Annotated in this window: 20 protein-coding genes; 1 reads left to right on the top strand and 19 read right to left on the bottom strand. The window is 70.5% G+C overall.

All coding sequences use genetic code 11. From position 1 onward, the window contains the following. Window positions 1–6: 6 nt before the first annotated feature. The 13 genes from VFX14_04695 to VFX14_04635 all read right to left on the bottom strand — a co-directional run bounded on the left by VFX14_04695 (window position 7) and on the right by VFX14_04635 (window position 12,281). Window positions 7–474, bottom strand: a complete 468-nt coding sequence (locus VFX14_04695; protein ID HEU5188969.1) for a cell division protein FtsL — start codon at window positions 472–474, stop codon at window positions 7–9. Next, entirely contained in the window at window positions 471–1,373 is a 903-nt protein-coding gene (gene rsmH / locus VFX14_04690; GenBank protein HEU5188968.1) for a 16S rRNA (cytosine(1402)-N(4))-methyltransferase RsmH, read from the bottom strand. The genes VFX14_04695 and rsmH overlap by 4 nt, the downstream gene beginning before the upstream one ends. A gap of 5 nt (window positions 1,374–1,378) precedes the next feature. Continuing rightward, window positions 1,379–1,816, bottom strand: a complete 438-nt coding sequence (gene mraZ, locus VFX14_04685; GenBank protein HEU5188967.1) for a division/cell wall cluster transcriptional repressor MraZ — start codon at window positions 1,814–1,816, stop codon at window positions 1,379–1,381. Window positions 1,817–2,097: 281 nt separating this feature from the next. Beyond that, complete coding sequence (locus VFX14_04680) at window positions 2,098–2,862, bottom strand: M48 family metallopeptidase (protein ID HEU5188966.1); 765 nt, start codon at window positions 2,860–2,862, stop codon at window positions 2,098–2,100. Between the two features lie 29 nt (window positions 2,863–2,891). Further along, window positions 2,892–3,449, bottom strand: a complete 558-nt coding sequence (locus tag VFX14_04675) for a prepilin-type N-terminal cleavage/methylation domain-containing protein (protein HEU5188965.1) — start codon at window positions 3,447–3,449, stop codon at window positions 2,892–2,894. Window positions 3,450–3,556: 107 nt separating this feature from the next. Next, window positions 3,557–4,450, bottom strand: coding sequence for a 3-hydroxyacyl-CoA dehydrogenase family protein (locus VFX14_04670; GenBank protein HEU5188964.1), 894 nt, complete (start codon window positions 4,448–4,450; stop codon window positions 3,557–3,559). Between the two features lie 13 nt (window positions 4,451–4,463). Beyond that, window positions 4,464–5,873, bottom strand: a complete 1,410-nt coding sequence (locus VFX14_04665; protein HEU5188963.1) for an amidase — start codon at window positions 5,871–5,873, stop codon at window positions 4,464–4,466. 28 nt (window positions 5,874–5,901) lie between these two features. Further along, window positions 5,902–6,816: an ABC transporter permease gene (locus VFX14_04660; protein ID HEU5188962.1), complete on the bottom strand. Its 915-nt coding sequence runs from the start codon at window positions 6,814–6,816 to the stop codon at window positions 5,902–5,904. After that, window positions 6,806–7,759, bottom strand: a complete 954-nt coding sequence (locus VFX14_04655) for an ABC transporter permease (GenBank protein ID HEU5188961.1) — start codon at window positions 7,757–7,759, stop codon at window positions 6,806–6,808. The genes VFX14_04660 and VFX14_04655 overlap by 11 nt, the downstream gene beginning before the upstream one ends. A gap of 75 nt (window positions 7,760–7,834) precedes the next feature. Then, window positions 7,835–9,442, bottom strand: coding sequence for an ABC transporter substrate-binding protein (locus tag VFX14_04650; GenBank protein ID HEU5188960.1), 1,608 nt, complete (start codon window positions 9,440–9,442; stop codon window positions 7,835–7,837). A 178-nt stretch (window positions 9,443–9,620) separates the two neighbouring features. Continuing rightward, the gene (locus VFX14_04645; GenBank protein HEU5188959.1) at window positions 9,621–11,747 is read right to left on the bottom strand and encodes an AAA family ATPase; all 2,127 of its coding nucleotides are present in this window, start codon (window positions 11,745–11,747) and stop codon (window positions 9,621–9,623) included. Beyond that, window positions 11,744–12,148: a MucR family transcriptional regulator gene (locus VFX14_04640; GenBank protein ID HEU5188958.1), complete on the bottom strand. Its 405-nt coding sequence runs from the start codon at window positions 12,146–12,148 to the stop codon at window positions 11,744–11,746. Before VFX14_04640 ends, VFX14_04645 begins: the two co-directional genes overlap by 4 nt. Next, window positions 12,135–12,281 (bottom strand): hypothetical protein, encoded by a 147-nt coding sequence (locus VFX14_04635; protein ID HEU5188957.1) that lies wholly within the window; start codon window positions 12,279–12,281, stop codon window positions 12,135–12,137. The genes VFX14_04640 and VFX14_04635 overlap by 14 nt, the downstream gene beginning before the upstream one ends. A 179-nt stretch (window positions 12,282–12,460) precedes the next feature. On the opposite strand from VFX14_04635, the gene VFX14_04630 reads away from it, so the two are divergent. Then, a complete protein-coding gene (locus VFX14_04630) occupies window positions 12,461–16,507 on the top strand; it encodes a sigma 54-interacting transcriptional regulator (GenBank protein ID HEU5188956.1) in 4,047 nt (1,348 codons plus the stop codon). Here the strand turns inward: VFX14_04630 and VFX14_04625 are convergent. The 6 genes from VFX14_04625 to VFX14_04600 form a co-directional block, all read right to left on the bottom strand. After that, a complete protein-coding gene (locus VFX14_04625; GenBank protein ID HEU5188955.1) occupies window positions 16,504–16,710 on the bottom strand; it encodes a hypothetical protein in 207 nt (68 codons plus the stop codon). The genes VFX14_04630 and VFX14_04625 overlap by 4 nt on opposite strands. Window positions 16,711–16,715: 5 nt before the next feature. After that, window positions 16,716–16,886: a hypothetical protein gene (locus VFX14_04620; GenBank protein ID HEU5188954.1), complete on the bottom strand. Its 171-nt coding sequence runs from the start codon at window positions 16,884–16,886 to the stop codon at window positions 16,716–16,718. Further along, on the bottom strand, window positions 16,865–17,782 hold the full coding sequence (locus tag VFX14_04615; GenBank protein ID HEU5188953.1) for a hypothetical protein: 918 nt from the start codon (window positions 17,780–17,782) through the stop codon (window positions 16,865–16,867). The genes VFX14_04620 and VFX14_04615 overlap by 22 nt, the downstream gene beginning before the upstream one ends. Further along, window positions 17,779–18,861 carry a hypothetical protein gene (locus tag VFX14_04610; protein HEU5188952.1) on the bottom strand — a complete coding sequence of 361 codons (1,083 nt, stop codon included), beginning with the start codon at window positions 18,859–18,861 and terminating at the stop codon, window positions 17,779–17,781. The genes VFX14_04615 and VFX14_04610 overlap by 4 nt, the downstream gene beginning before the upstream one ends. Window positions 18,862–19,073: 212 nt before the next feature. Continuing rightward, complete coding sequence (locus VFX14_04605; GenBank protein ID HEU5188951.1) at window positions 19,074–19,538, bottom strand: superoxide dismutase family protein; 465 nt, start codon at window positions 19,536–19,538, stop codon at window positions 19,074–19,076. A 73-nt stretch (window positions 19,539–19,611) separates the two neighbouring features. Next, window positions 19,612–23,100, bottom strand: a complete 3,489-nt coding sequence (locus VFX14_04600; protein ID HEU5188950.1) for an indolepyruvate ferredoxin oxidoreductase family protein — start codon at window positions 23,098–23,100, stop codon at window positions 19,612–19,614. Between the last annotated feature and the right edge of the window lie 6 nt (window positions 23,101–23,106).

Here is a 23,106-nt window from a genome sequence, read left to right as displayed (position 1 = left end):
GGGCGTTCATCGCCGGATGGCGCGTTCGCCGCCGGCGCCGCGATCCACCGCGGCAGTGCGCGCCGCCGAAGCGCGGCTGAGCCCGGTGCCGCCGGGCACGAACTCGCGGGCGAGGACGACCTGGTCGCGGCCGGGAGCCACCATGCCCAGCTCCCGCCGCGCCTTGTCCTCGATGCGCGCGAGCGAGCGCAGCGTGGCGAGCTCGACGCCGAGGCGGCGGTTCAGCTCCTCCGCCTCCGCGCGCGCGGTGCGAAGGGCGTCGAGCCGGTACGAGAGCCGCACCTGATGGGCCTTGAGGCCGACCACGCCGAGAAAGCCGGTCATGAGCACCGCGCCCAGGGCCGCCGCCACGCCCATCGCGCGCAGTCGATGTCGGTCTCGCTCGCGGTGGAAGCCCGCCGCTTCCTGCCCACGCGCGGCCAGCGGCATCGCGAACAGCCGCGCCGGAGGCGCCGTCACGCCGCGGGCGCTCACGCCGCCTCCAGCCGCTCGAGCACGCGGAGCTTCGCGCTCCGGGCCCGCGGGTTCACCAGCGTCTCCTCGCGCTGCGGCATCACCGGCGACGGTTGCAGCTCACCGAAGCCGTTCGTCTCCAGCGTACGGAACGTGCGCTTCACGATGCGGTCTTCCCCCGAGTGGAACGAGATGACGCCGAGCCGACCGCCGCGGCCGAGCAACGCCGCTGCCTGCGGCAGCGCGTCGCGGAGCGCCTGCGCCTCGTCGTTGACGGCGACGCGCAGGGCCTGGAAGGTGCGGGTGGCGACGTGGGTGCGGCGCGGCCAAGCCGCGCGCGGCACGCCGCGCTTCACCGCGGCCACGAGATCGGCAGTGGTGCGGAGGGGAGCGACCGCGCGCGCCTCGACGATCCGTCGGGCGATGCGTCGGGCGTGCGGCTCCTCGCCGTGCTCCTTGAGCACCGCGGCGAGCTCCGCCTCCGGCAACCGGTTGACAAGCTCCGCGGCCGTGATGCCCGCGGTGGGATCGAAACGCATGTCGAGGGGCTCCTCGCCCTGGAACGAGAATCCGCGGCGGGACGCCTCGAGCTGATAGGACGAGAGGCCAAGGTCGAGCAGCACCGTCTCCGCTTCCGTCACGCCGGCCTCCGCGGCGTGGGTGGCGAGGGCGCGGAAATTTCCGTGACGCAGGCGCGCACGCTCGCCGAAGCGCGCGAGCCGAGCGGCGGCGCGCGCGAGGGCGTCGTCGTCGCCGTCGAGGCCGAGCAGGCGTGCGCCCGGCGCGCTCGCCTCGAGCAGCCGCTCGGCGTGACCGCCGAGGCCCACCGTGCCGTCCAGCATCCATCCGGCGCGACGCGCGCGCAGCAGGAACACTACCTCGTCGGCGAGCACCGGCACGTGCACGTCCATGTGCTCCATCGCGCTCACACGCCCTTCTTGGCGAGGCGGCTGAAGAGATCGCCGAGCGGCTCGCGCGGATCGCCGACGTGCGCGTAGCGATCGGGATCCCACACCTCGAAGTGGTCGAGCATGCCGATGACGATCACGTCCTTGTCGAGGCCCGCGCGCTCGCGATAGTCGGACGAGAGCTGGATGCGGCCCTGCGCGTCGAGCGACACGTCCTGCGCGCGCGACAGATACGCGTACTTGAACTTGCGCGCGTCCTCGTCGAACTTCGGCAGCGCCGCGACCTTCGCTTCGATGTCGCGCCACGCGGCGAGCGGAAACACCTCGAGCGCGTGATCGATGGGGACGATCACGAGCTTGTCACCGAGATCACCATCGAGCGCCTCGCGAAACTTCGCGGGAATGCTCAAGCGTCCCTTCGGGTCGATGGTGTGTCTGAAATGTCCCCGAAACACTCGTCCCCCGGCCGGGGCCCCACTGGCCCCGCCCCCCTTACCGCGACTGGGTGGTAACTCCACTTCATGGGAAAACCCCCCACTTGAAGGGGCATCCTAAGGGGTGGCCCCGAGGGTGTCAAGGAAAAACTAAAGATTTCAAGGAGAAATGCGACGTGTCATCACGGCGACAGGTTGGGGAGACCGGCCTGCGGCTCCCCTGCCGCTGGGGGAAATGAGGGCTCTGAAGGGGTCGGAGCCCACCCGGGTGGGGCCGGGTGGGCCGCGGGGTCGGAGGCCGCTCAGCGCGGCTTGTAGTACTTCATGGCCTCCGGCATCCACGCCTCGATCTGCTTGATCCGGGTCTCCTCGGACGGATGCGTGGAGAGGAACTCCGGCGGGCGCGAGGCGCCCTGCGACGCGGCAGCCATCCGCATCCACAAGTCGCGCGCGGCGTGCGGATCGTAGCCGGCCTTGGCCATCAGGATGAGGCCGATGTGATCCGCCTCCGACTCCTGCTGACGGCCCCACGGGAGCTGGAGCCCCTGCACGGCGAGCCCCACCGCCTGCTGGCCAAGCTGAGGATTGGCGCCGAGGCCCTGCGCGAGCGCGCCGCCCAGGCCTTGGGCGATCATCTGCTGGCTCACGCGCTCGGCACTATGATGCGCGAGCACATGTCCCACCTCATGACCGATGACGGCAGCCAACCCCGCGTCATCCTTGGTAATAGGAAGAATACCGGTATAGACCGCGATCTTGCCGCCGGGCAGTGCGAATGCGTTGGCCTGCTGCTCCTCGATGACCTTCACCTCCCAGGGGAGGTCGGGCTTGTCGCTGACCGCGATAATGCGCTGGGCGACGCGCTTCACCTGGGTATTGGCGACGGGCTCGCCGGAGACTTTGGCCTTGCCCGTGACCTCCTGGTAGGCCTGGGCGCCCATCTTCACCTCGTCGGGCTCCGAGATGATGTTGATCTGGCTGCGGCCGGTGATGGGCACGGTCTCGCACGAGACGAAGGCACCGACGACGAGCACGAGGAGCGCGAGCGGGCGGCGAAGGCTTCGCATGACGGGATTCTAGCAGAGCCGCGGCGCGCTCACGCGGGCGCCGGCGCGGTGCGCCGCTCGTTCCGGAGCCGAACGCGCGTGCCCATCATGACGGGCGTCAGGGGCGTCGGCGCGCGCCGCGCCACTTCGAGCACGATGCCGATCGAGGCCACCTGCGCGGGCTCGCTCGTGGGCCGATCCTCGCGATCGTAGTAGGTCAGGCTGAGCCGCTGCACGCCCTCCACCAGCGGCTGGGCGCCCCCGCCCGCCTCGCGCCGGAGCACCGTGCCGCGCAGGAGGTATGTCACCCGCTCGCGCGTCGGATCGATGACGCCGTTCTCGTTGAGATCGTGGAGGAGGGTGACGCGCTCGGGCTCGGCGACCTCGATCGCGGCGAAGCCGGCGCCCTGCGGGTCGTAGCCGGCCTGGCGCAGCTCGGTGGCCATGCGCTCGAGGCCGACGCGGGCGCCCTGAATCGCCTCGGCCCGCGCCTCGCCCGCCGCGTAGGCCCCCTGCCCCGCGAGGAGGAGGCTCAACGTGCCGGCCATGACGAGCCCACTCACCGCCATCGCCACCAGGACCTCGAGCAGCGTGAACCCGCGCGCCATGCGGGGCAGCGTCGGCCCGGGACCCGCGCCGGTCAATGTCCCGGCGTGGAGACGCCGCGGCGGAGAGACGTGTCTCTCGGCCGCGGCGGTGAGTGCGGTCGATCCGGTCAGTCGAGGATGGGCTTGGGCGGATCCGTCGAGTAGTCGTAGAAGCCGCGGCCGGTCTTGCGGCCGAGGTCTCCGCGCTTCACGCGCTTCTCGAGCTCCCGCGGCGGCTTGTCGTTCGGGTCCTTCGTGACCTCGTAGGTCTCGAGGCGCGCGTTGTAGCCGATATCCAGCCCGGAGAGATCGCCGAGCTTGAACGGCCCCAGCGGGTGGTTCAGGCCCAGCTCCACCGCCTTGTCGATGTCGGCGTGATTGGCCACACCTTGCTCGAGGCAGTAGTAGGCCTCGCGCACCAGCGCGCGCAGGATGCGGTTGACCAGGAAGCCGGGCAGCTCCTTTCTGAGAATGACCGCTTCTCGGCCGCTGCGCCGCGCCACCTCCGCGGTGATCTCCACTGTCTCCTCGCTGGTCGCCTGCCCCTTCACCACCTCGACCAGCTTCATGACCAGCGGCGGGTAGAAGTAGTGCATGTTCACGCACTTGTCCGGCCGCTTGGTGGCCGAGGCGATCTGCGAGTTCATGAGGGTGGAGGAGTTGGTGGCGAGGATGGCGTGCGGCGGGCAGAACCGGTCGAGCTTCGCGAAGCACTCGCGCTTGGGCTCCAGGCGCTCCACGATGGCCTCGATGACGAAGTCGGCGTCGCGTGCCGCCTTCTCGAGGTCGGGCTCCAGGCGCACGCGCGCGATCGCCTCTTCCATCTGATCCTTGGTCATCTGGCCCTTCTGCACGCGCCGCTCGAGCTGCTTGCGGTTGCCCGCCATGCCCTTCTGCAAGAGGTCCGTGGAGAGATCGTTGAGGGTCAGGGCATAGCCGTGGAGCGCCGACTGCATGGCGATCTGCGCGCCCATCTGCCCCGCGCCCACCACGAGGATGCGCTTGACGTCGTCGGTCTTCATGGAGGCCCTCCCCTCAGATGGCCGGCTTCCGGTCGGCCCAGGGCGCGAGCTTCTCGAATCCCGCGGCCGCGCGGAGCACCGTCACGTCGTCGAAGCGCCGTCCCACGATCTGCAGCCCAATGGGCAGCCCATCCTTGGTGAAGCCGCACGGCACCGACGCGGCGGGATTGCCGGTGAGGTTGAACGGGTACGTGAACGGGATCCAGTCGTACGCCTCCACCGGCCGGCCCGCGATGTCGGGCGGGTTGTCGAGCCCCACCTTGAACGGGGGCGTCGCGATGGTCGGGGTGAGCAGGAGGTCGTGCGTGTCGAAGTAGCGGCGCACGTGGTCGTACCAGGTGAGCCGGTCGAACCACGCCTGCACGTAGCGCGAGGCCGGCCACTTGACCGCGTCCTGGATGATGGGGAGCAGGCCGGGGTCGATGTCGTTCGGCCGGTCGAGATAGGGCGCCATCCGGGTGGCGATGCCGCCGCAGAACACCGCCTCCCACGCCGCCTTCGGGGACGGCCAGCCCAGCCGTGCCTCGTCGACCTTGGCCCCGAGGTCACGGAAGCGCCGCGCCGCCTTCGCGCACGTCGCCTCCACCTCGGGATCGACCACTCTCGCGAATCCCAGGTCGGGCGACCAGCCGATCCGCAGCCCCTTGAGGCTGCCCTTGAGCGCCTTGACGTAGTCGGTGCCGGCGGCGGGCAGCGAGTACTGGTCGCGCTCGTCCGGGCCCGCGCAGGCGTTCATCATCAGCGCGGCGTCCTCCACCGTGCGCGTCATGGGGCCGATGTGGGAGAGGCTCCACGCGCCGCTGGGCGGGTAGACGGGGATGCGCCCGTACGAGGCCTTGTGGCCGAAGATCCCCGTGAACGATGCGGGGATCCGGATCGACCCGCCGCCGTCGGTGCCGATGGCCACCGGACCCAGTCCGGCCGCCACCGCCGCGCTCGCCCCGCCGCTCGAGCCCCCGGGGGTCCGGTCCGTGTTCCAGGGGTTACGGGTGACCCCGAACACCAGGTTGTGGGTGGCGCCGATCCAGCCGAAGGTCGGGGTATTCGTCTTGCCGAGCTGGATGCCGCCCGCCGCCTTCATGCGCGCCACCATCGGCGCGTCTTCCGTGGGCACGTTGTCCGCGTAGAAGCGCGTGCCGAACGTCGTGCGGACGCCCTTGGTGATGACGAGGTCCTTGGTGGAGAACGGCACGCCGTGGAGAGGGCCGAGGCGCGCACCCTTCTTCCCCACCGCGCGCTCGGCGGCGCGGGCGTCCCGCAGGGCCTGGTCATCGGTGATCGTGACGTAGGCGTTGAGGCGCGGGTTCACGCGCTCGATGCGGTCCAGCACCGCGCGCGTCACCTCGACCGGAGACAGCTTCTTGCGCTTGATCGCCGCGGCCAGCGCGGCCGCGGACATCCAGCAGAGTTCGTCGTTCGCCATGGTGGCTCCTCTGTCGAAGACGGGCAGGTCAGGCGCCGCGAAGGCGCGGGTCCAGCGTGTCGCGGAGCGCGTCGCCGAGCAGGTTCGAGCCGAACACGGCGAGGCTGATGGCGAGGCCGGGGAACAGCACGAGGTGCGGCGCCTTTTGCGCGTACTCCGCCGCCGACACCGAGAGCATGCGGCCCCACGACGGATACGGCTCGGGCACGCCCAGGCCCAGGAAGGACAGGGTGGCCTCCACGAGGATGGCGCCGCCGAGCTGCGCGGTCATCAGCACGATGAACGGCCCGATGGTGTTGGGCAGGATGTGGCGGAAGGCGATGCGGAGGTGCGTGACGCCCACCGCGCGCGCCGCCTCCACGTACTGCATCTCGCGGATGGACAGCACGCTCGAGCGGATGACCCGCGCGGCGCGCGGGATGATCGGCACCGAGATCGCGATGACGACGTTCTGGATGGAGGCGCCGAGCGCGGCCGACATCACCATCGCGAGCACGAGCAGGGGGAGGCCCTGGAGGATGTCGAGCACGCGCTGGGTGATGAGGTCGGTCTTGCCGCCGATGTAGCCGGAGAGGAGCCCGATGATCCCGCCGAAGAATGAGCCGAGCACGGTCGAGGCGATGCCCACGATCAGCGACACGCGGGCCCCGTGCACCACCCGCGAGTACACGTCGCGGCCGAGGTGATCGGCGCCCAGCCAGTGCTCGGCGGACGGCCGGCCCAGGGTATGGGCGGCGTCGGTGGCGATCGGATCGTGAGTCTCCACCACGTTGGCGAAGATGGCGGTGAGCGTGATCACGAGCATGATGAAGCCGCCCGCCGCGCCCAGCGGCTTCTTGCGGATGAAGCGCCCGAGCACGGTGGCGGCGCTCGGGCGCGCCAGCACGGCCCGCCGGGGCGCGGCCAGCTCGACGGCGGCGGGACCGGCCGGGCTAACTGCCATAGCGGACCCGCGGATCGAGGAAGCCGTAGAGCATGTCCACGAAGAGGTTGGAGAGGATCACCACCACCGCGATGAACATGACGAGGTTCTGCACGATGGGGTAGTCGCGCCAGAGAATCGCCTGGACGAGGAAGCGCGCCACCCCGGGCAGGTTGAACACGTTCTCCGTCACCACGAGGCCGCCGATGAGGAACGCGAACTCGATGCCGATGACGGTGACCACGGGGAGGATGGCGTTCTGGAGCGCGTGCCGCCAGATCACGATGCGCTCGCTCTGCCCCTTCGCCCACGCGGTGCGGATGTAGTCCTCACGCATGACCTCGAGGAGGGCGGAGCGCGTGATGCGCATGATGAGGGCGGATGAGCGGTAGCCGACGGCGAGGGCGGGCAGGCCGAACTGCACGATGTGGAGCCACAGGTTCTCGCGCGGGCCCACGTAGGTGACGGGGGGGATCCACTGGAGATACGACACCAAAGCCAGGATGATCACCATCCCGAGCCAGAAGGCGGGCATGCTGAGGCCGGCGAGACTGAACACGCGGAGCGCGTAGTCCAGGGTGGTGTCCTGCCGAATCGCGCTGATCACGCCGGTGGGCACGCCGATGCAGATCGCCACGAGGGTGGAGAGCACCGCCAGCTCCAGCGTGACGGGAATGAGCGGGCGGATGATGTCCCATGCGGGCTGGTCGTAGCGGTACGACTTGCCGAGGTCGCCGACGAGGAAGTTGCGGATCCACTCCAGGTACTGGGCGACCAGCGGCTTGTCGATGCCCAGCTCCTTCATGATCGCCTTGCGCTCCTCGACGTTCACGTAGCCGCCAGTGGAGAAGAGGATGTCGACGATGTCGCCGGGGGCGAGGCGAAGGAGGACGAAGATCACGACGGACATGCCGAACAACGTGAGGACGGCGATGCCCAGGCGCTGGAAAAGATAGGTCTTCACGGCGGAGAGGCTACCACGCGGGGCGGGGGCGCGAAACCCCCGCCCCGCTCCGACACGGGCTCACGCACGCGCGCGCTACTTGTCCTTCCAGACGTCCTGGAACCGAGAGAAGTTGTAGACGTTGTTGTGGGCGACGAGACCCTTCACGTGGGCCCAGTGCGCGTAGTAGTCGAGCCGTTGGGCGAGGATGGGCCGCGGGGCGTCCTGCTCGAGCTTCTTCTGGATGTCGACCACCATGGCCGCCCGCTTCTTGGGGTCGAGCTCCTGGCTCTGGCGCTCGAACATCTTCATGACCTCTTCGCTGCAGTACTGGCTGTAGTTCCGGGGCGAGCCGCACGCGTAGTTCTCGTAGAAGTTGGCGTCGGGATCGTCGGTTCCCAGCCCCGTGAGGTTGGCGCCCATCTGATAGTCGCCCCGCGTGGCCATGGGATGCCACTGCGCCGTCTCCACCTGCTTGAGCGTCCCCTCGATGCCGACCTGCTTGAGCTCGTTGACGACGAACGACGCCATGTCGAGGTAGATGGCGATGGCGCGCACGCCGACCTCGACCTTGAGGGGGTTCTGCGCGGTGATACCGGCCTCGGCGAGAAGCTTCTTGGCCTGGGCCTTCATCTCGTCGGGCTTGCCGTAGCCGGGCAGGGCGAGGAGGTCCTTCTCGAGCATGCCCCAGACCCCGTAGGGCTTGGGCAGCATGGCGGCGCCGAGCACCGCTCCACCTTGATGTGCGGCCTGGATGAGACCGCGGCGGTCGATGGCGTAGCTCACCGCCAGCCGGACCTTCGGGTTGTCGAACGGCGGCTTCTTCGTGTTCATGATGATGTTGTCGCTGACGTTCTGCGCCACCTGCTGGAACACCATGCTCGGCACCGCCTTCTTCAGCTGCTCCATGGCGGTGCGGCCGGTCTCGCCGGGGAAGGCCACGTCGAGCTGGCCGGACTGCAGCGCGGCGGTCCGGGTGCCGCGCTCGACGATGACCACGTACCTGAGCCCGTCGAGGTAGGGGCGGCCCTTGATGTAGAAGTCGGGATTCTTCACGTACTCGATGAACTCGCCCTTGCGCCACTCCTTGACCTTGAACGGGCCCGTCCCCACGCACGTCGTCCGGTAATTGGCGGGCGGGATGTGGGCGGCGTAGATGGGCGAGTAGCCGGAGGCGAGCATGAGGAGCAGCGAGGGCTGCGGGCGCTTCAGACGGAAGACCACCGTGTAGGGGTCCGGCGCCTCGATGTGCTCGACGTTGGCGTACCAGTCCTTCCTGGGATTGATCCGCAGCTTGGCGGTGGCCTCGGGCGACTCGCGCACCATGTCGAAGGTGTACTTCACGTCCTTCGAGGTGAAGGGCTTGCCGTCGTGCCACTTGACGTCCTTCCTCAGGAAGAAGACGAGGTTCTTGTAGTTGTCCTGCCACGACCACTTCTCGGCCAGCTCGCCGATCACCGTGTCCAAGCTCTCCGTCTTCTTCGCGGGATCGAAGAAGACGAGGTTGCTGAAGCAGGGCAGCGAGGGGGTGCTGGTGGCGACGGTGGCGGTCTCGTGAGTGGCGAAGCCCTGCGCCAGATCCTCGCGGAGCATGACGTTGAGCACGCCGCCGGTCTTCGGCCCCTGGCCGATGGCGGGGGTAAGGCTCAGCGCGCCCACGACGAGCGCAGTGGCGCCGAGAGCAACGAGGGTCCTTCTCCGCATGTTCACTCCTCCTCGAGTCGATGCGAACCGCTAGTGGGGAAACGAAGGGCGCCCCGCTCGGGGTTCCCGGAATGTTGGGGTGCTACGGGTAGAAAATATACGTGATCGTCGAGAACCCGACAACTGTTCGGGATCTCGAACGACCGCCGCCCGGGCGCCGGCCGGTTAGCGCGGCGCGTTAGCCGGAGGCGAGCGTGAGCGAGCCCCGCTCCGCGGCGAACTGGGCGTAGGCGGCCGCGCGCGCGGGATCGTCGCCGCGCGCGAAGTGGTGCATGAGGCGATCGATCACCTCGTCGAGGCGTCCGGCGTGGAACTCCTCGAGGGCCCGGCCCGCGCGCCCGTGCGCGGCGCGACGCTGCCGCTCGAGCAGGCTCCCGTAGATCACATCCTGCACGAGGGCGTGCTTGAACCCGAACGTGGGCTCGCCCACGCCGAAGCGCTCCTCGAGGAACTCGAGGCGTCCGAGCTCGCGCAGGTCCTCGTCGAGCTGGCTCTCGGGCCCGTCCCACACCGCGCGAAGCAGCCGGGCGGAGAACTCCCGCCCCAGCACCGCCGCGCACTGGAGCACGCGGCGCGCCGTCTCCGGCAGATGATCCACCCGTGCGCTGAGGACGTCGTGCACGGTGTCGGGGACCGACACCTCCGAGCCACGGCCACCCGCGCTCGCGGCGGCGCGCGCCAGCTCCTCGAGGAACAGCGGGTTGCCTTCGGCCCGCTCGAGGATGCGGTCGGCCGTCTCGGCGGGCAGCGCGGAGGCGCGCACGATGGCGCGGCTCTCCGCCGGGCCGAGCGGCGTGAGGGCGAGCTGGGTGCCGGAGGACCGGTCGATCCAGCGCGGCCGGTAGCCGGGGCGATAGGTGAAGACGAGGAGCACGGCCGCGGCCCCCACCCGCTCCACGAGCGAGGCGGCGTACTCCTCGGAGATCGCGTCGATCCAGTGCAGATCCTCGATCACGATCACCAGCGGCCGGCCCGGGCTGCCTCCGAGGATCAGACGGCGGAGGACCTCGAAGGTTCGCGCCTGCATCGCCCCCCCGACCTGCGGGCGGCCGGAGGCCGACCCGTCGGCGAGCCTGAACAGGTCGAGCAGCGGGGTCGCGTCGGCGGCGGGATCGAGCCCCGCCTCCCTGAGACAGGCCCGGAGCTTGACGGCGGCGATCTCCGACCGGTCGTCCTCGGCGAGCCCGCAGTGCTGCCGGAGGATTTCGAGGACGGGCAGATAGGGCATGCCATGGCCATACGGCACGCAGTGGCCCTCGAGCCAGGTGACCGGACGCCCAGCGAGACGGCGGCGGAGCTCGGCGAGCAGCCGCGATTTGCCGACGCCCGGCTCGCCCACCACGCCCAGCACCTGGCCGCGACCGGCCTCCGCGCGCGCCAGCATCGCCTCCAGGTGCGCCATCTCCTCCTCGCGCCCCACGAACTCGGTGAGCGCGCGGCCCGCGGTTGCGTCGAGGCGCGAGCGCCGGGGCCCTGGTCCGAGCACGCGGCGCACCGCGACCGGCGTCGTCTTGCCCTTGAGGGCCAGCGTGGACAGGGTCTCCATTCGCACGTAGCCCTGGGCGAGCAGGGCGGTGCTCTCCCCGACGAGGATGTCGCCGGCGCCCGCTTCCTGCGCGAGCCGCCAGGCCACGTTGGTGGTGTCGCCGACGGCGGTGTAGTCCGTGCGCTGCTCGTCGCCGATGGCTCCCACCACGACCCCGCCGGTGTTGATCCCGATGCGCGCGGCCGTCGCGAGCCCGCCGGCGGCGTCGCCATGGCCCAGCTCCCGCGCGGCCCGCTGCAGGCCCAGGGCGGACAGGACGGCGCGGCGCGCGTGGTCCTCGCGCGCGATGGGCGCGCCGAACAGCGCCATGAATCCGTCGTCGAGATACTGGTTGATCGTACCCTCGTAGCGCTGGATCTCGGCGAGGCCGAGCGCGAAGAAGCGCTCGAGCAGCGCGTGCATGCGCTCGGCGCCCAGCGAGGCGGCGAGCCCCGCCGCGCCGGCGAGCCGGCAGAACAGCACGGTGACCTGCTTGCGCTCGCCCTCCCGCGCGCCGGCCGCCCCGAGGATCGTGGAGACCAGATGGGCCGGCGTGTAGTCGAGGGGGGCGTTCCCCTCACCGGGGTGCGGGTGCGCCGGGCCGAGCGACCCGCCGCACCCGCGGCAGAACCTCGCCCCCGCCGCCACCGCCACGCCGCAGCGCGGGCACGCCGCCATCAGCGGCGCGCCGCACGACTCGCAGAAGCGCGAGCCAGGGCCGCTCACCGCCTCGCAGCGCGCGCACGTCATCCGAAGGTCGGCCAGGTCGTGGCTGGTCATGGCGTGATCCCCTGCGGGCGCCGCTGCGCCTCCCGCCGCGTGAGCCGTTCCTCGAGCGCGATCGGACGCGCACCTCCGCGCCGGCGCAGCTCGGGCCGGCTCACGATGGGCCGGAGCCGGATGCGGTCGGCGAGACCCGTGCGCACCGCACGCTCCGCATAGACACGAAGGAGGGTCCGCGCCATCAGCGGCCGCCCGCGGTTATAGCCGAAGCGCGCCTTGTAGTCGGTGGTGGTGATGCGGTGCAGGCGCAGATGGGTGTTGGTGAGCTGGCGCAGCGCACGCCCGCACATCAGGCAGACGATGTGCTCGTCGGCGATGGCGCGACGCGGGTCGGCGTGCAGGAAGCGCAGCGACCCCATGCCGTAGCGGGGGCCCGTGGAAGGCTCAGCGGCCGGCATCACGGGCCTCCTCCCACGTCAGCGCGTCGACCGGCTCCGAGCGGTGCGCGAGCATGACCTCGGCGGCGAACGCCCAGGCCACGATGAGCCACAGCGCGGCGATCAGCACGTATCGAAGGCGACCACGACGCATGACATCCTCCTTGCGGCTGGTGTTTAGGCCCGCGTCCATGACGTCCTGTAGTGGCAAGGTTGATGCCAGGAGAATTATCCATTAAGTCAAATAGTTACGTGTCATGTGCAGCGTGGGTGACCAGTCAACTGGTAAATACCTGAGCGGTCAACTCCTGACCCGGTTAGCCTGGGGGCACCATGGATCCCCTGGACCAGCTGCTCGGGGAGAGCCCGGCGATGGAGGCCGTGCGGACCCAGATCCGGCGCCTGCTCGCACGGCCGCAGGGAGGCCGCCGGCTCCCGGCGGTCCTGATCGGGGGCCCCACCGGTTCGGGCAAGGGGCTGGTCGCTCACATCCTTCATCAGTCGAGCCCGCGCGCCCGCGGCCCGTTCGTGGACGTCAACTGCGCGGCCATCCCGGAGCCCTTGCTCGAGGCCGAGCTGTTTGGATTCGAGCGTGGAGCATTCACGGACGCCCGGCAGGCCAAGCCCGGTCTCTTTCAGACCGCGCATCACGGGACCCTGTTCCTCGACGAGATCGGGCTCCTCCCCGAGGCCCTGCAGGCCAAGCTCTTGAAGGCGCTCGAGGAGGGAGCGGTGCGCCGCCTCGGCAGCACCCGGAGCGAGGCGGCCGACGTGTGGGTGATCAGCGCCACGAACGCCGACCTCCAGGCGGCGATCCGCGCGCGGCGCTTCCGGGAAGATCTCTATCACCGCCTCGCCGTGATCACGGTGACGCTCCCGTCATTGCGGGAGCGGGGACGCGATGTGCTGCGTCTCGCCGACGCGTTCCTCGCGCGCGCCTGCGGGGACTACGGCCTCCCGCCGCGCACGCTGGCCGCGGATGCGCGGGCGCGCCTCCTGGCCCACTCGTGGCCCGGCAACATCCGTGAGCTCTCCAACGTGATGGAGCGCGTGGCCCTGCTCGGCGAGTCGACGGTGGTGACGGGCGCGATGCTCGGGCTTCGCGAGTCGGCCGGGGGCACGCCCACCGCCCCCGCAGGGGGGACGGCCGGCCCGCGGGCGGCTTCGCTCGACGAGGCGATGGGCGAGCACGTCCAGGCGGTGCTCGAGGAGACCGGCTGGAACATTTCGCGTGCGGCCGCGCAGCTCGGGATCTCGCGTAACACGCTGCGGGCGCGCATCGCGCGCTTCGGCCTGCGCCGCCACGAGAGCCGGGCCCCGGCGCGCGCCGCGGCGCGCCGTACGGTCGGCCGCGGGGCCCCGGCGACCGCCGTGCCCGCCGAGCCCACCGTCCACGCCCCGGTCGCCGCGCCCCCCGCGCTGCGCTGGGAGCGCCGGCGCGTCACGATTCTCCGCGCCCGGATCGAGGTGCCGGCCGACACCGACGAGCTGTCGGAGGCCAGCCGGGCGATCGAGGCCCTCGTCGAGAAGGTCGTGAGCTTCGGCGGCCGCGTGGAGGACCTGGGGCGGAACGGCGTCGACGCCTCGTTCGGGCTCGATTCCGTCGAGGACGCGCCACGACGCGCGGCCAATGCTGCCCTCGCGATCCAGAAGGCCGGCGAGCGCGCCCGCGAGCGCGACTCCCAACAGGCCACCGTTCGGATGGCGCTAGATGCTTCCCTGTACCTCGTCGGCCAGGTGGCAGGTACACCGCAGCTCGATCAGACGGCCAAGCTCCGGACCTCGGCGCTGCTCGAGGCCTTGATCGCTGCCGCCGAGCCCGGCGCCATCATCGTCAGCCCGGCCACCGCGCCCTTCCTGGAGCGGCGCTTCGAGCTCGCGACGGCGGGAGCCGGGGCCGGGGTCACGGGCCAGGCGTATCGGCTGGTCGGGCGGGACGCGACCGGGCTCGGGCTCTGGGGCCGCCTCGGCAAGTTCGTGGGACGCCGGCACGAGCTCGAGCTCCTGAAGGATCGCTGGAGCCTCGCCGCGCGAGGGCGCGGTCAGGTCGTCGGGCTGGTCGGCGAGCCCGGCGTCGGCAAGTCACGTCTCGTCTGGGAGTTCACACACGCCGAGGCCAAGCAGGACTGTCTGGCCCTGGAGGCGGCCGGCGTCTCGATGGGCGCCACCGCGCCGTACCTCACCGCGATCGAGCTGCTCCGCGACTATTTCCGCGTGGAGGCCGGCGACGACGCGCGCCTCATCGAGGACAAGGTGATGGCCAAGCTCGCCGCCCTCGACGAGGCGCTGATCCCCCTCGGCGCCCCGCTCCTCACGCTGCTCGATGTCCGGGTGAGCGACCGGCCATGGGAGGCGATGAATGCGGCCGAGCGCCGCCACCGGACCCTGGAGGCGTTCAAGCTCCTGCTCGTGCGGGAGAGCCGCGTGCAGCCGCTGCGCATCGTGCTCGAAGACGCCCACTGGATCGACGGCGAAACCCAGGCGATGCTCGAGGCGCTCGCCGAGGGTGTCGCCACCGCGCGCATCCTGATCCTCATCACGTTCCGGCCCGAGTATGGGCACGCCTGGGGCAGCCGGGGCTTCTACACCCAGCTCCGAGTGGATCCCTTGTCGCCCGAGAACGCCGAGGAGCTGCTCGACGGCCTGCTCGGCCGGCGGCCCGACCTCGGGCCCCTCAAGCCCCTGCTCATCGAGCGCACCGACGGCAATCCGTTCTTCCTCGAGGAAAGCGTGCGGACGCTCGTGGAGACCGGGGCGCTCGCGGGAGAGCGGGGGACGTACCGCCTCGTGCAGCCGGCGCCGAGCATCCAGGTGCCCGCCAGCGTGGAGGAGGTGCTGGCCGCGCGCATCGACCGGCTGCCGAGCGACGAGAAGGCGCTGCTCCAGCCCGCCGCGGTGATCGGCCGGCACGTCGCTGCCCCCCTGCTCGCTGCGGTGGCCGACGTGCCAGAGGAGACGGTGGCTCGCGCCCTGGCTCATCTGCAGGCCTCCGAGTTCCTGTACGAGGCCAGCCAGTTTCCCGAGCGCGAGTTCACGTTCAAGCACGCTCTCACCCAGGAAGTCGCCTATGCGAGCGTCCTGCCCGACCGACGGCGCGCGCTCCATGCGCGCGTGCTCACCGCCATGGAGACCCTGTACGCCGGGCGGCTCGGCGAGCACATGGACCGACTCGCGTATCACGCCTATCAGGGCCAGGTCTGGGACAAGGCCGCCCTCTATCTCCACCAGGCCGGGGACAAGGCCTTCGCGCGCTCCGCCAATCGCGAGGCGGTGATGTTCCTGGACCAGGCCCTCGAGGCCCTCGAGCACCTGCCCCGTACCGCGGAGCGCCAGGCCCTCGCCGTCGATCTGCGCTTCGTCCTGCGCAACGCGCATCAGCCCCTCGGCGAGCTGGATGAGCAGCTCCGGCGCCTCGAGGAGGCCGAGACCATCGCCACCGCGCTCGGTGACGAGCGCCGCCTCGCCTGGGTCAACGCCTACAAGATCGACTTCTACCGGCTGACCGGCGATCAGGAGCGCGCGCTGGAAGCGGGCGAGCGCGCGCATGCCCTCGCCCGGGGCATCGACGACTTCGCGCTTCAGATCGGCACCAATACCTGGCTCGGGCAGGTGCGCTACGGGCTCGCTGACTACCCGGGCGCCATCGTGCTGTTCCGCCAGAATGTGGAGCGGCTGGTGGGCCCCTACACAACCGAGCGCTTCGGGCGGCCGCAGGTCCTGGCCATCCATTCGCGCACCATCCTCGTCTGGTGCCTGGCGGAGCTCGGCGAGTTCGAGGAAGGGATCGCCCGCGGCGAGGAGGCCATGGCCATCGCCGAGCGCGTCGAGCAGCCCCTGAGCCTCGCCACCGCAACGGCGGGGCTCGGCTACGTGCTCATGCGCCAGGGCGACATGGACCGGGCGATTCCCCTCCTCGAGCGCGGGCTCGAGGCCATTCGCGCCGGCAACAGCCCGCTGTGGTTTCCCCGTATCGCCTCGGCGCTGGGCTACGCCCAGGTCCTCAGCGGACGGAGCGAGGAGGGCCTGGCGAATCTCGAGCAGGCGGTGGAGCGCTCGGCGGCCATGAAGCTGATCGGGGCGCACGCGCTCCTGCTCGCGTGCCTCGGCGAGGGCTATCTCCGGGCGGGGCGGGTCGCGGATGCGCGGCGGGTCGCCGACGACGCCCGCGCGCTGGCGCGCGAGCACCGCGAGCGGGGCAACGAGGCATGGAGTCTCCGCCTGGGCGCGGAGGTCGCGCTGGCCGCGAGCCCGCCCGACGCGCGCGGCGCCCGCGAGCAGGCCGAGGCGGCAGTCGCCCTCGCCGAGCAGCTCGGAATGCGACCGCTCGCCGCGCAGTGTCGCGCGCTGCTCACGCGGCTGCCCGGCGGCGGGGCGGGCTAGCCCGCGGCGGGCTCCGCGGGATCCGCGTCGAGCTCTCCCGCCTCGACGCGCACGCTCTTGACCTCGATGCCGTGCTGGCGGGCGAGTCGTCGAATCTCCAGCGCCAGCGCTTCGGCGGCGACACGGTCGTCCGGAGCGGGGAGGCGGAGCCGCTCCCCGGGCGCCGCCGCGCCCTCGCCGTCCCGTCCACTCATTGGCGTCACGCCCGTCATTCGTCCTCGGAGACCGTCTCCCCCTTGGTCATCTTGGCCCGGTACTTCTTCAGGAGCTTGTTGAGCTCCGACGTGAAATCGTCCGCCTTGTCCTTCGAGACGGGCCCCTTCAGCTCGATCTCGATGTGCCACTTGTCGCCCTTCTCTATCTTTCCGGAACCGGGCATGCGATCTCCTCCTGTGTCGAGATGGGGGTACCCTGCAGGACCTTCGTGACGCCTTGACGGGCCTTCCGCTCCTCACAGTCGTTGAGGCCGATGCCGTCAGAGAATGAGCTCATCAGCATGCCGCTCGTGCCGCGTTCCGGGCAGCTGGGCACCTCTGGCTCATCGAGGCGATTCGTGCAGCGATGCGTCAACGTGAAGAAGTGGCCCACCTCGTGCGCCATCGTTCGCACCACGCTACGGGGATTCGGCGGCTTGCCGGGCTCGATGTCGGACAGCGTAGAGACGTGAAACCAGACGGCCCCGGCGCCGGGGAATGGACCGTCCGCCCTCGGCGTCGAGCCATACCCGGAGATCGACGAGCCGATCTTCGGCCATTGAAACAGATTGAGGCCATGAAAGCCGGGCGTGTTGAAGCGGTGCGCCACCGCGCGCAGCAGCGCGAGGTCGGCGGGCTTCGGCGCCGGCACCGGGACTTTCCCGACGTCGGCCCATGTGAACTCGCATCGCTCCGTCCGGATGACCGCCAGACGGACCCCGAAGCGATCCCAGACATGATTCACGTTCTGCTCGTCGGGGTGGACACCGGGCTCGGGGGGCGCGAACAGGTCTTCGAGCTCCTTCTTCTTGCCGGGCTTGAGCACCTCCGCCACATGATTGGCCTCGGCGTCGAAGCTGGTCCCCGGCGGCACGCTGCTCAGGTCCAGCGCCATGTAGTGGATGATCACGGGAACCACCACCGTGCCGGAGGGCGCCGGCATCGCGGCGAACGTCCCGTCCAGGATGTGGCAACCCGCCGCCGGCGCGGGCACCGTCTGCCCGCGCGCGGACCACGGCGCCGTCACGAGCAGCGCGCCGAGCGCACCCGCGAGCCCGATCAACGGGAGCGCGCGTCTCATTGATCGTCCCCGCGCGCGTCCAGGAGGCGCTCGAACAGCTCGTCCGCGTGGAACACGCCGGGCGCGGTGTCGAAGTCCCGGAGCGCGTAGTAGTCGTCGGCCGCATCGTACTCGTCGTGGAGGTCGACCGGCTCCCCCAGCGCCAGGCGCAGATAGAGTCCGCTCATCGAGTGCTTGCCGGTGAGGTCGAAGATGGTCGGCCCCGACGAGAACCGGCCCGCGTTGATCTCGGTGACGCACGGCACACCGGCGGCGTTCGCCTTGAGGTCGAGATTGAAGATCCCGGTGGCCCGTGGGTCCACCGCGCGCACGGCGGCCACGCACACGGCGGCGACGTCCGGGTGCTGGCCGGTCTTCGACAGCGCAGACACCGAGGACGTCCCGCTGGGCGAGCCACCGGCCACGAAGTAGGACAGCCGCTCGCAGGTCTTGGTGAGGAGCGGCCGCCCGTCCTGCCACAGGGTGTGAGCGGAGTAGTCGCGTCCCGGCAGGTACTCGGCCAGCGTGAACGACGAGGCGGGCACCTCGCGCATCTCCTCCCAGTACTCGATCCACGCCCGCGCCTGCTCGGCGCGCCGCACCGGAATCGCGCCCACCGAGCCCGAGCCGGCGCGCACGCGGCACCACACGGTGTCGTGACGGGCGAGGCGTGCGAAGGCGTCCTCCACGTCGCCCAGCGCGCGCAGCGGCACCGTCTCCGCGACCGGCACGCCCGCGGCGGCGAGGCGGCAATTCAGCGCGTACTTGTCCTGGCAGAGGGCGACGACGCCGGCGTCGGGCAGGAAGAGGCGGCACGGCAGGCGCTCGCGGCCGCGCGCCATCGCGAGCACCGCGGGATCCGAGGTGGGCATCGCCACGTCCACGCGCTCGCGGGCAATGACGCGGCGAACACTCGCCAGGTAATCGGGATGCCCGGGGGGATGGACGAGCCAGTTACGGTCGGCGGACGATTTCGCCAGCGTGAAGCGATCGTCGTACACGCCCACGACCACGAGCGCCGGCTCCACCACGCGGAGATCGCGGATCAGGTTGCCGGCCCCGCCGCCGCCGGCGCCCGTGATGAGCACACGCGTAGCCATCGAACGTGCGCTTACTGTGTGCGACCTTCGGGTGACAAGGCCATGGCGGCGGTGACCCGGCGCGACTATAGGCACCAGCGGCAAAGGCTGTCAAGGCGAGGAGCCGCGGGCCAGTTGGCCTCGCATCTCGAAGAGATCGAACGAGCGAAGGCTTTCCGGCGGCTCCGTCCCGACCCGCGGTCCGGACGAAGCCACCGGCGCTCCACACGAGGCTATTTGACGATGACGCCGCAGGCGATGCGCCCACCGCTGTTGCCGGTGGGGTCGGTCTTCATGTCGTCGGCGGCCGCGTGGATGACGATGGAGGTGCCGTTGTCTCCGAACAGCGAGGTGGGGCCGGGCCCGAGGGTCACCGCCTTGGTGACGGTGTCGATGCCGCCCTCGCCGCTGGCCTGCACGTTGAGGTTCGGCAGGTCGCCTGCGTGCGCGCCCTCCGGGTTCTGCGTGCCGTGCTTCTTGCCCGTCGGGTTGAAGTGGGCGCCCGCCGTGGTGAACTCCGGCGGCTGACACTGCCCGACGGCGTGAATGTGCAGCCCGTGCACGCCCGGCGGCAGGCGGTAACCCGTGACGACGATGCGCACCCCATCCGGCTGCTGGATCAAGGTCGCCACGCCGACCTGCTTGCCGTCCTTGTCCTTGAGCGTCGCCTCGCCGGAGAGAGGCGCCTTGTCCTCCATGGTCGCGCATCCCGCCAGCATCAGTGCCGCACCCACTACCAGCGCCCGTCTCACCGTTGAGTGCCCTCCGGGGTCATGCGGGTTGAGTGGCCTTCGCGAGCAGCGCCGTCGCCGCCTCGCGATACCGCTTCACGGTGTCCAGCTTCACCTGCTCGTAGCCGCGGATCTGGTCGGGCAGCTCGGCCAGGGCCACCGCCGCGTCATGCGTGGGGGGGCCCAGCCGCCGCAGCGCCGCGTCGATCTGCTGCATGTACTCGACGGGTAGCGCCCGCTCCACCCGGCGCACCTCGGCGTGACCGAAGGGATCGAGCGCGGTGCCTCGCAGGCGCCGGAGCGCGTAGAGCATCTGGAACGCCGGGCGGAACCACGTGCCGAGCTTGAGCTTCTTCTCGAGGCCGAGGGCCCGGAGCAGCGGCGGGTGCAGGTGCCAGAAGACCTTGATGCGGGGGCCGAAGCGCGCGTGGAGCTCCGCCTCGAGCGCCGCGTCCAGGTGCAGGCGCGCCACCTCGTACTCGTCCTTGTACGCCATCAGCTTGTGGAGATGCCGCGCCACCGTTTCGGTGAGCCCGGTGCGCCCCGGCACGGCCTGAGCCTCGGCCTGCGAGACCTTGTCCACGAACTCCACGTAGCGGCGCGCGTACGCCGTGTCCTGATAGGCGATGAGCTCCGGCACGCGCACCTCGAGCAGTCGCCGCAGCGTCGAGCCGGGCGCCGCCGCCTTGACCGCGTCGACCAGCGCGCGCGCCTCGGCGGAGAGCATCACCGCCTTCGCCTCGCGGCCGGTGGCGACGCGCACCGCCGACTCGACACGCTTGCCGTCCACCACCGCCATGCGGCCCCAGCGGAAGGCGAGGAGGTTCATGTCCACCGACACGCCGTTGAGGCGGATGGCGCGCTCGATGCTGGCCGCGGAGATGGGCAGCGCGCCCGCCTGATACGCGGCGCCGATCAGGAGCGGGTTCGTCGCCATGTGGTCGTTGAAGAGGCCTTCCGCCATGGCCTGGGCGTCGAGGTAGACGTTCTCGTCCTTCCGGGTGACGCGGTCGACGTTGAGGAGGGCGCTGCCGAGCTCGGGGAACTGCACGGTGGTGTCCACCACCATCTGCCCGGTGGGAATCTTGCTCGTGGAGACCACCGCGATGGTCCGGCCCGACTCCGCCTTGTCGAGGTTCATGGGATCGGTGGCCACGAGCAGGTCGAAGCCGAGGTAGAGGTCCGACCCGCCCGCCGAGATCTTGTTGGCGGCGACGAGCGGCCGCGACGAGATCTTGAGGTCGGAGACGACGGGGCCGCCCTTCTGGCTGAGGCCCGTCTGGTCGAGGCCGCGCACGTGCTTGCCGTCGAGAAGGGCGGCGGTGCCAAGAATCTGGCTCACCGTCACCACCCCGGTGCCGCCGATGCCCATCATGTGCACGGCGAAGCCGTCGGCGGGCACCTTCAGCACGGGCTCCGGCAGCACGTCCTCCAGCGGGGGCAGCCGCTTCTCCTTTTTAAGGGGCTCGCCCACGTGCTCAATGGTCAGGAACGAGGGGCAGTCGCCGAGCAGGCACGAGTAGTCCTTGTTGCAGGAGGACTGGTGGATCTGGGTCTTCCGGCCGAACTCGGTCTCCACCGGCTGCACGGACAGACAGTTGGACTTCTTGCCGCAGTCGCCGCAGCCCTCGCAGACTCTTTCGTTGATCAACACCCGCTGGTCCGGGTCCTTCTGCCGCCCGCGCTTGCGCAGGCGCCGCTTCTCCGCCGCGCACTGCTGGTCGTGGATGAGCACGGTGACGCCGGGGGTGGCGGCGAGGATGGACTGGGCCTCGATGAGCCGGTCGCGGTGCCACACCTCGGCGGCGACGGCCACGCGCCGATACTTGTCGGGGTAGTCGGTCGTGATGATGATCCGCTTCACGCCTTCCGACTGGAGCTGCCGCGTCAGCGAGGGGATGCCGATGGCGCCCGCCGCGGCCTGCCCGCCCGTCATCGCCACCGCGGCGTTGTAGAGAATCTTGTAGGTGATGTTGACGCCCGAGGCCACCGCGTAGTCGATGGCGAGCTTGCCCGAATGGAACAGCGTGCCGTCCCCGATGTTCTGGAACATGTGCTTCGTCTCGGTGAACGGCGCGATGCCCACCCACTGCGCGCCCTCGCCGCCCATGTGGGTGACGCCGATGATGCCGCGGTCCATACCCATCGCCATCCCGTGGCAGCCGATGCCGGCCGCGGCCACCGCGCCGTCCGGCACGACCGTGGAGCGGTTATGGGGGCAGCCCGAGCAGAAGTACGCGGTGCGGGCCAGCGTGAGCGTGCGCGGCCGGCGCTTGAGCTCGTCGAGGTGCTGGATGCGCGCCTCCGCCGACTCGATGCGGGTCTTGCGCGCCAGCCGCTTGGCGATCGCGCGGGCGATGGTGTCGGAGTCGAGCTCGCCCGTGGACGGGATGAGGGCGCGCTCCTCCTCGTCCTGCTTCCCTACCACGCGCGGCCGGTCGGGCAGACCGTAGAGGAGATCCTTGGCGAACATCTCGAGGAACGGGCGCTTCTCCTCGACGACCAGCACTTCCTCGAGGCCCCGGGCGAACTCGCGGATGATGCGCGGCTCCATGGGGAACATGAGGCCCATCTGGAGGATGCGAATCCCGTAGCGGCGCAGCCCCGCGTCGTCGAGGCCCAGCTCGGCGAAGGCCTGGCGCACGTCGTAGTACGTCTTGCCGGTGGTGAGGATGCCGAGCCACGCGTCCGGCGTCGGCACGGTGATCCGGTTGAGCTTGTTCTCCCACGCGTAGCGTCGGGCCAGCTCGACGCGCGCGAGGTGGATCGTGCGCTCCATGTCGAGGCCGTAGGGCGGGATGATGTTGAGGTTGATCTGGTGATGGAAGGGCTTGCCGTCCAGCTCGACGGTGGGAATGACGGGATCGATCCGCGAGGCGCCGACCTCGACCGTCCCCGTCTCGTCGGCCACGTTGGTGACGATCTTGAGCGCGGCCCAGAGGCCCGAGATACGGGAGAGCATGAAGCCGTGGAGTCCGAGGTCGAGGATCTCCTGCACGTTGCCCGGGAAGAGGGTGGGCATGAAGGCGTCGTAGAGCGCCCACTCCGAGTGACTGGGGAGCGTCGACGACTTCGAGATGGGATCGTCGCCGGCGAGGGCGAGCACGCCGCCGTTCTTGCCTACCCCCGCGTAGTTCGCATGCTTGAACACGTCGCCCGTCCGGTCGACGCCGGGCGCCTTGCCGTACCACATGCCGAGCACGCCGTCATACTTCGGGCGCGGGAACGAGTTCACCATCTGGCTGCCGAAGACGGCGGTGGCGCCGAGATCTTCGTTGAGCCCGGAGGAGAACACCACGTGATGCTCGGCGAGGAGCTTGCCGTAGCGCTCGAGCGTCTGATCGAAGCCGCCCAGCGGCGAGCCGCGATAGCCGGAGATGAACGTAGCGGTGCGCAGGCCGCGCCGGCGGTCCGCGCGGTGCTGGTCGAGGGGGAGACGCACGAGCGCCTGGATGCCGGAGAGGAAGACGAGCCCCTCCTCGTGGGTGAACTTGGCATCCAGCGAGAACTCGTCGGACTTGGTGGTCATGGTTCC

Source organism: Candidatus Methylomirabilota bacterium, from assembly GCA_035764725.1.
Classification (GTDB): domain Bacteria; phylum Methylomirabilota; class Methylomirabilia; order Rokubacteriales; family CSP1-6; genus DASRWT01.
Note: the sequence above shows the minus strand (reverse complement) of the source record. Positions and strands in the feature narration are given on the sequence as shown.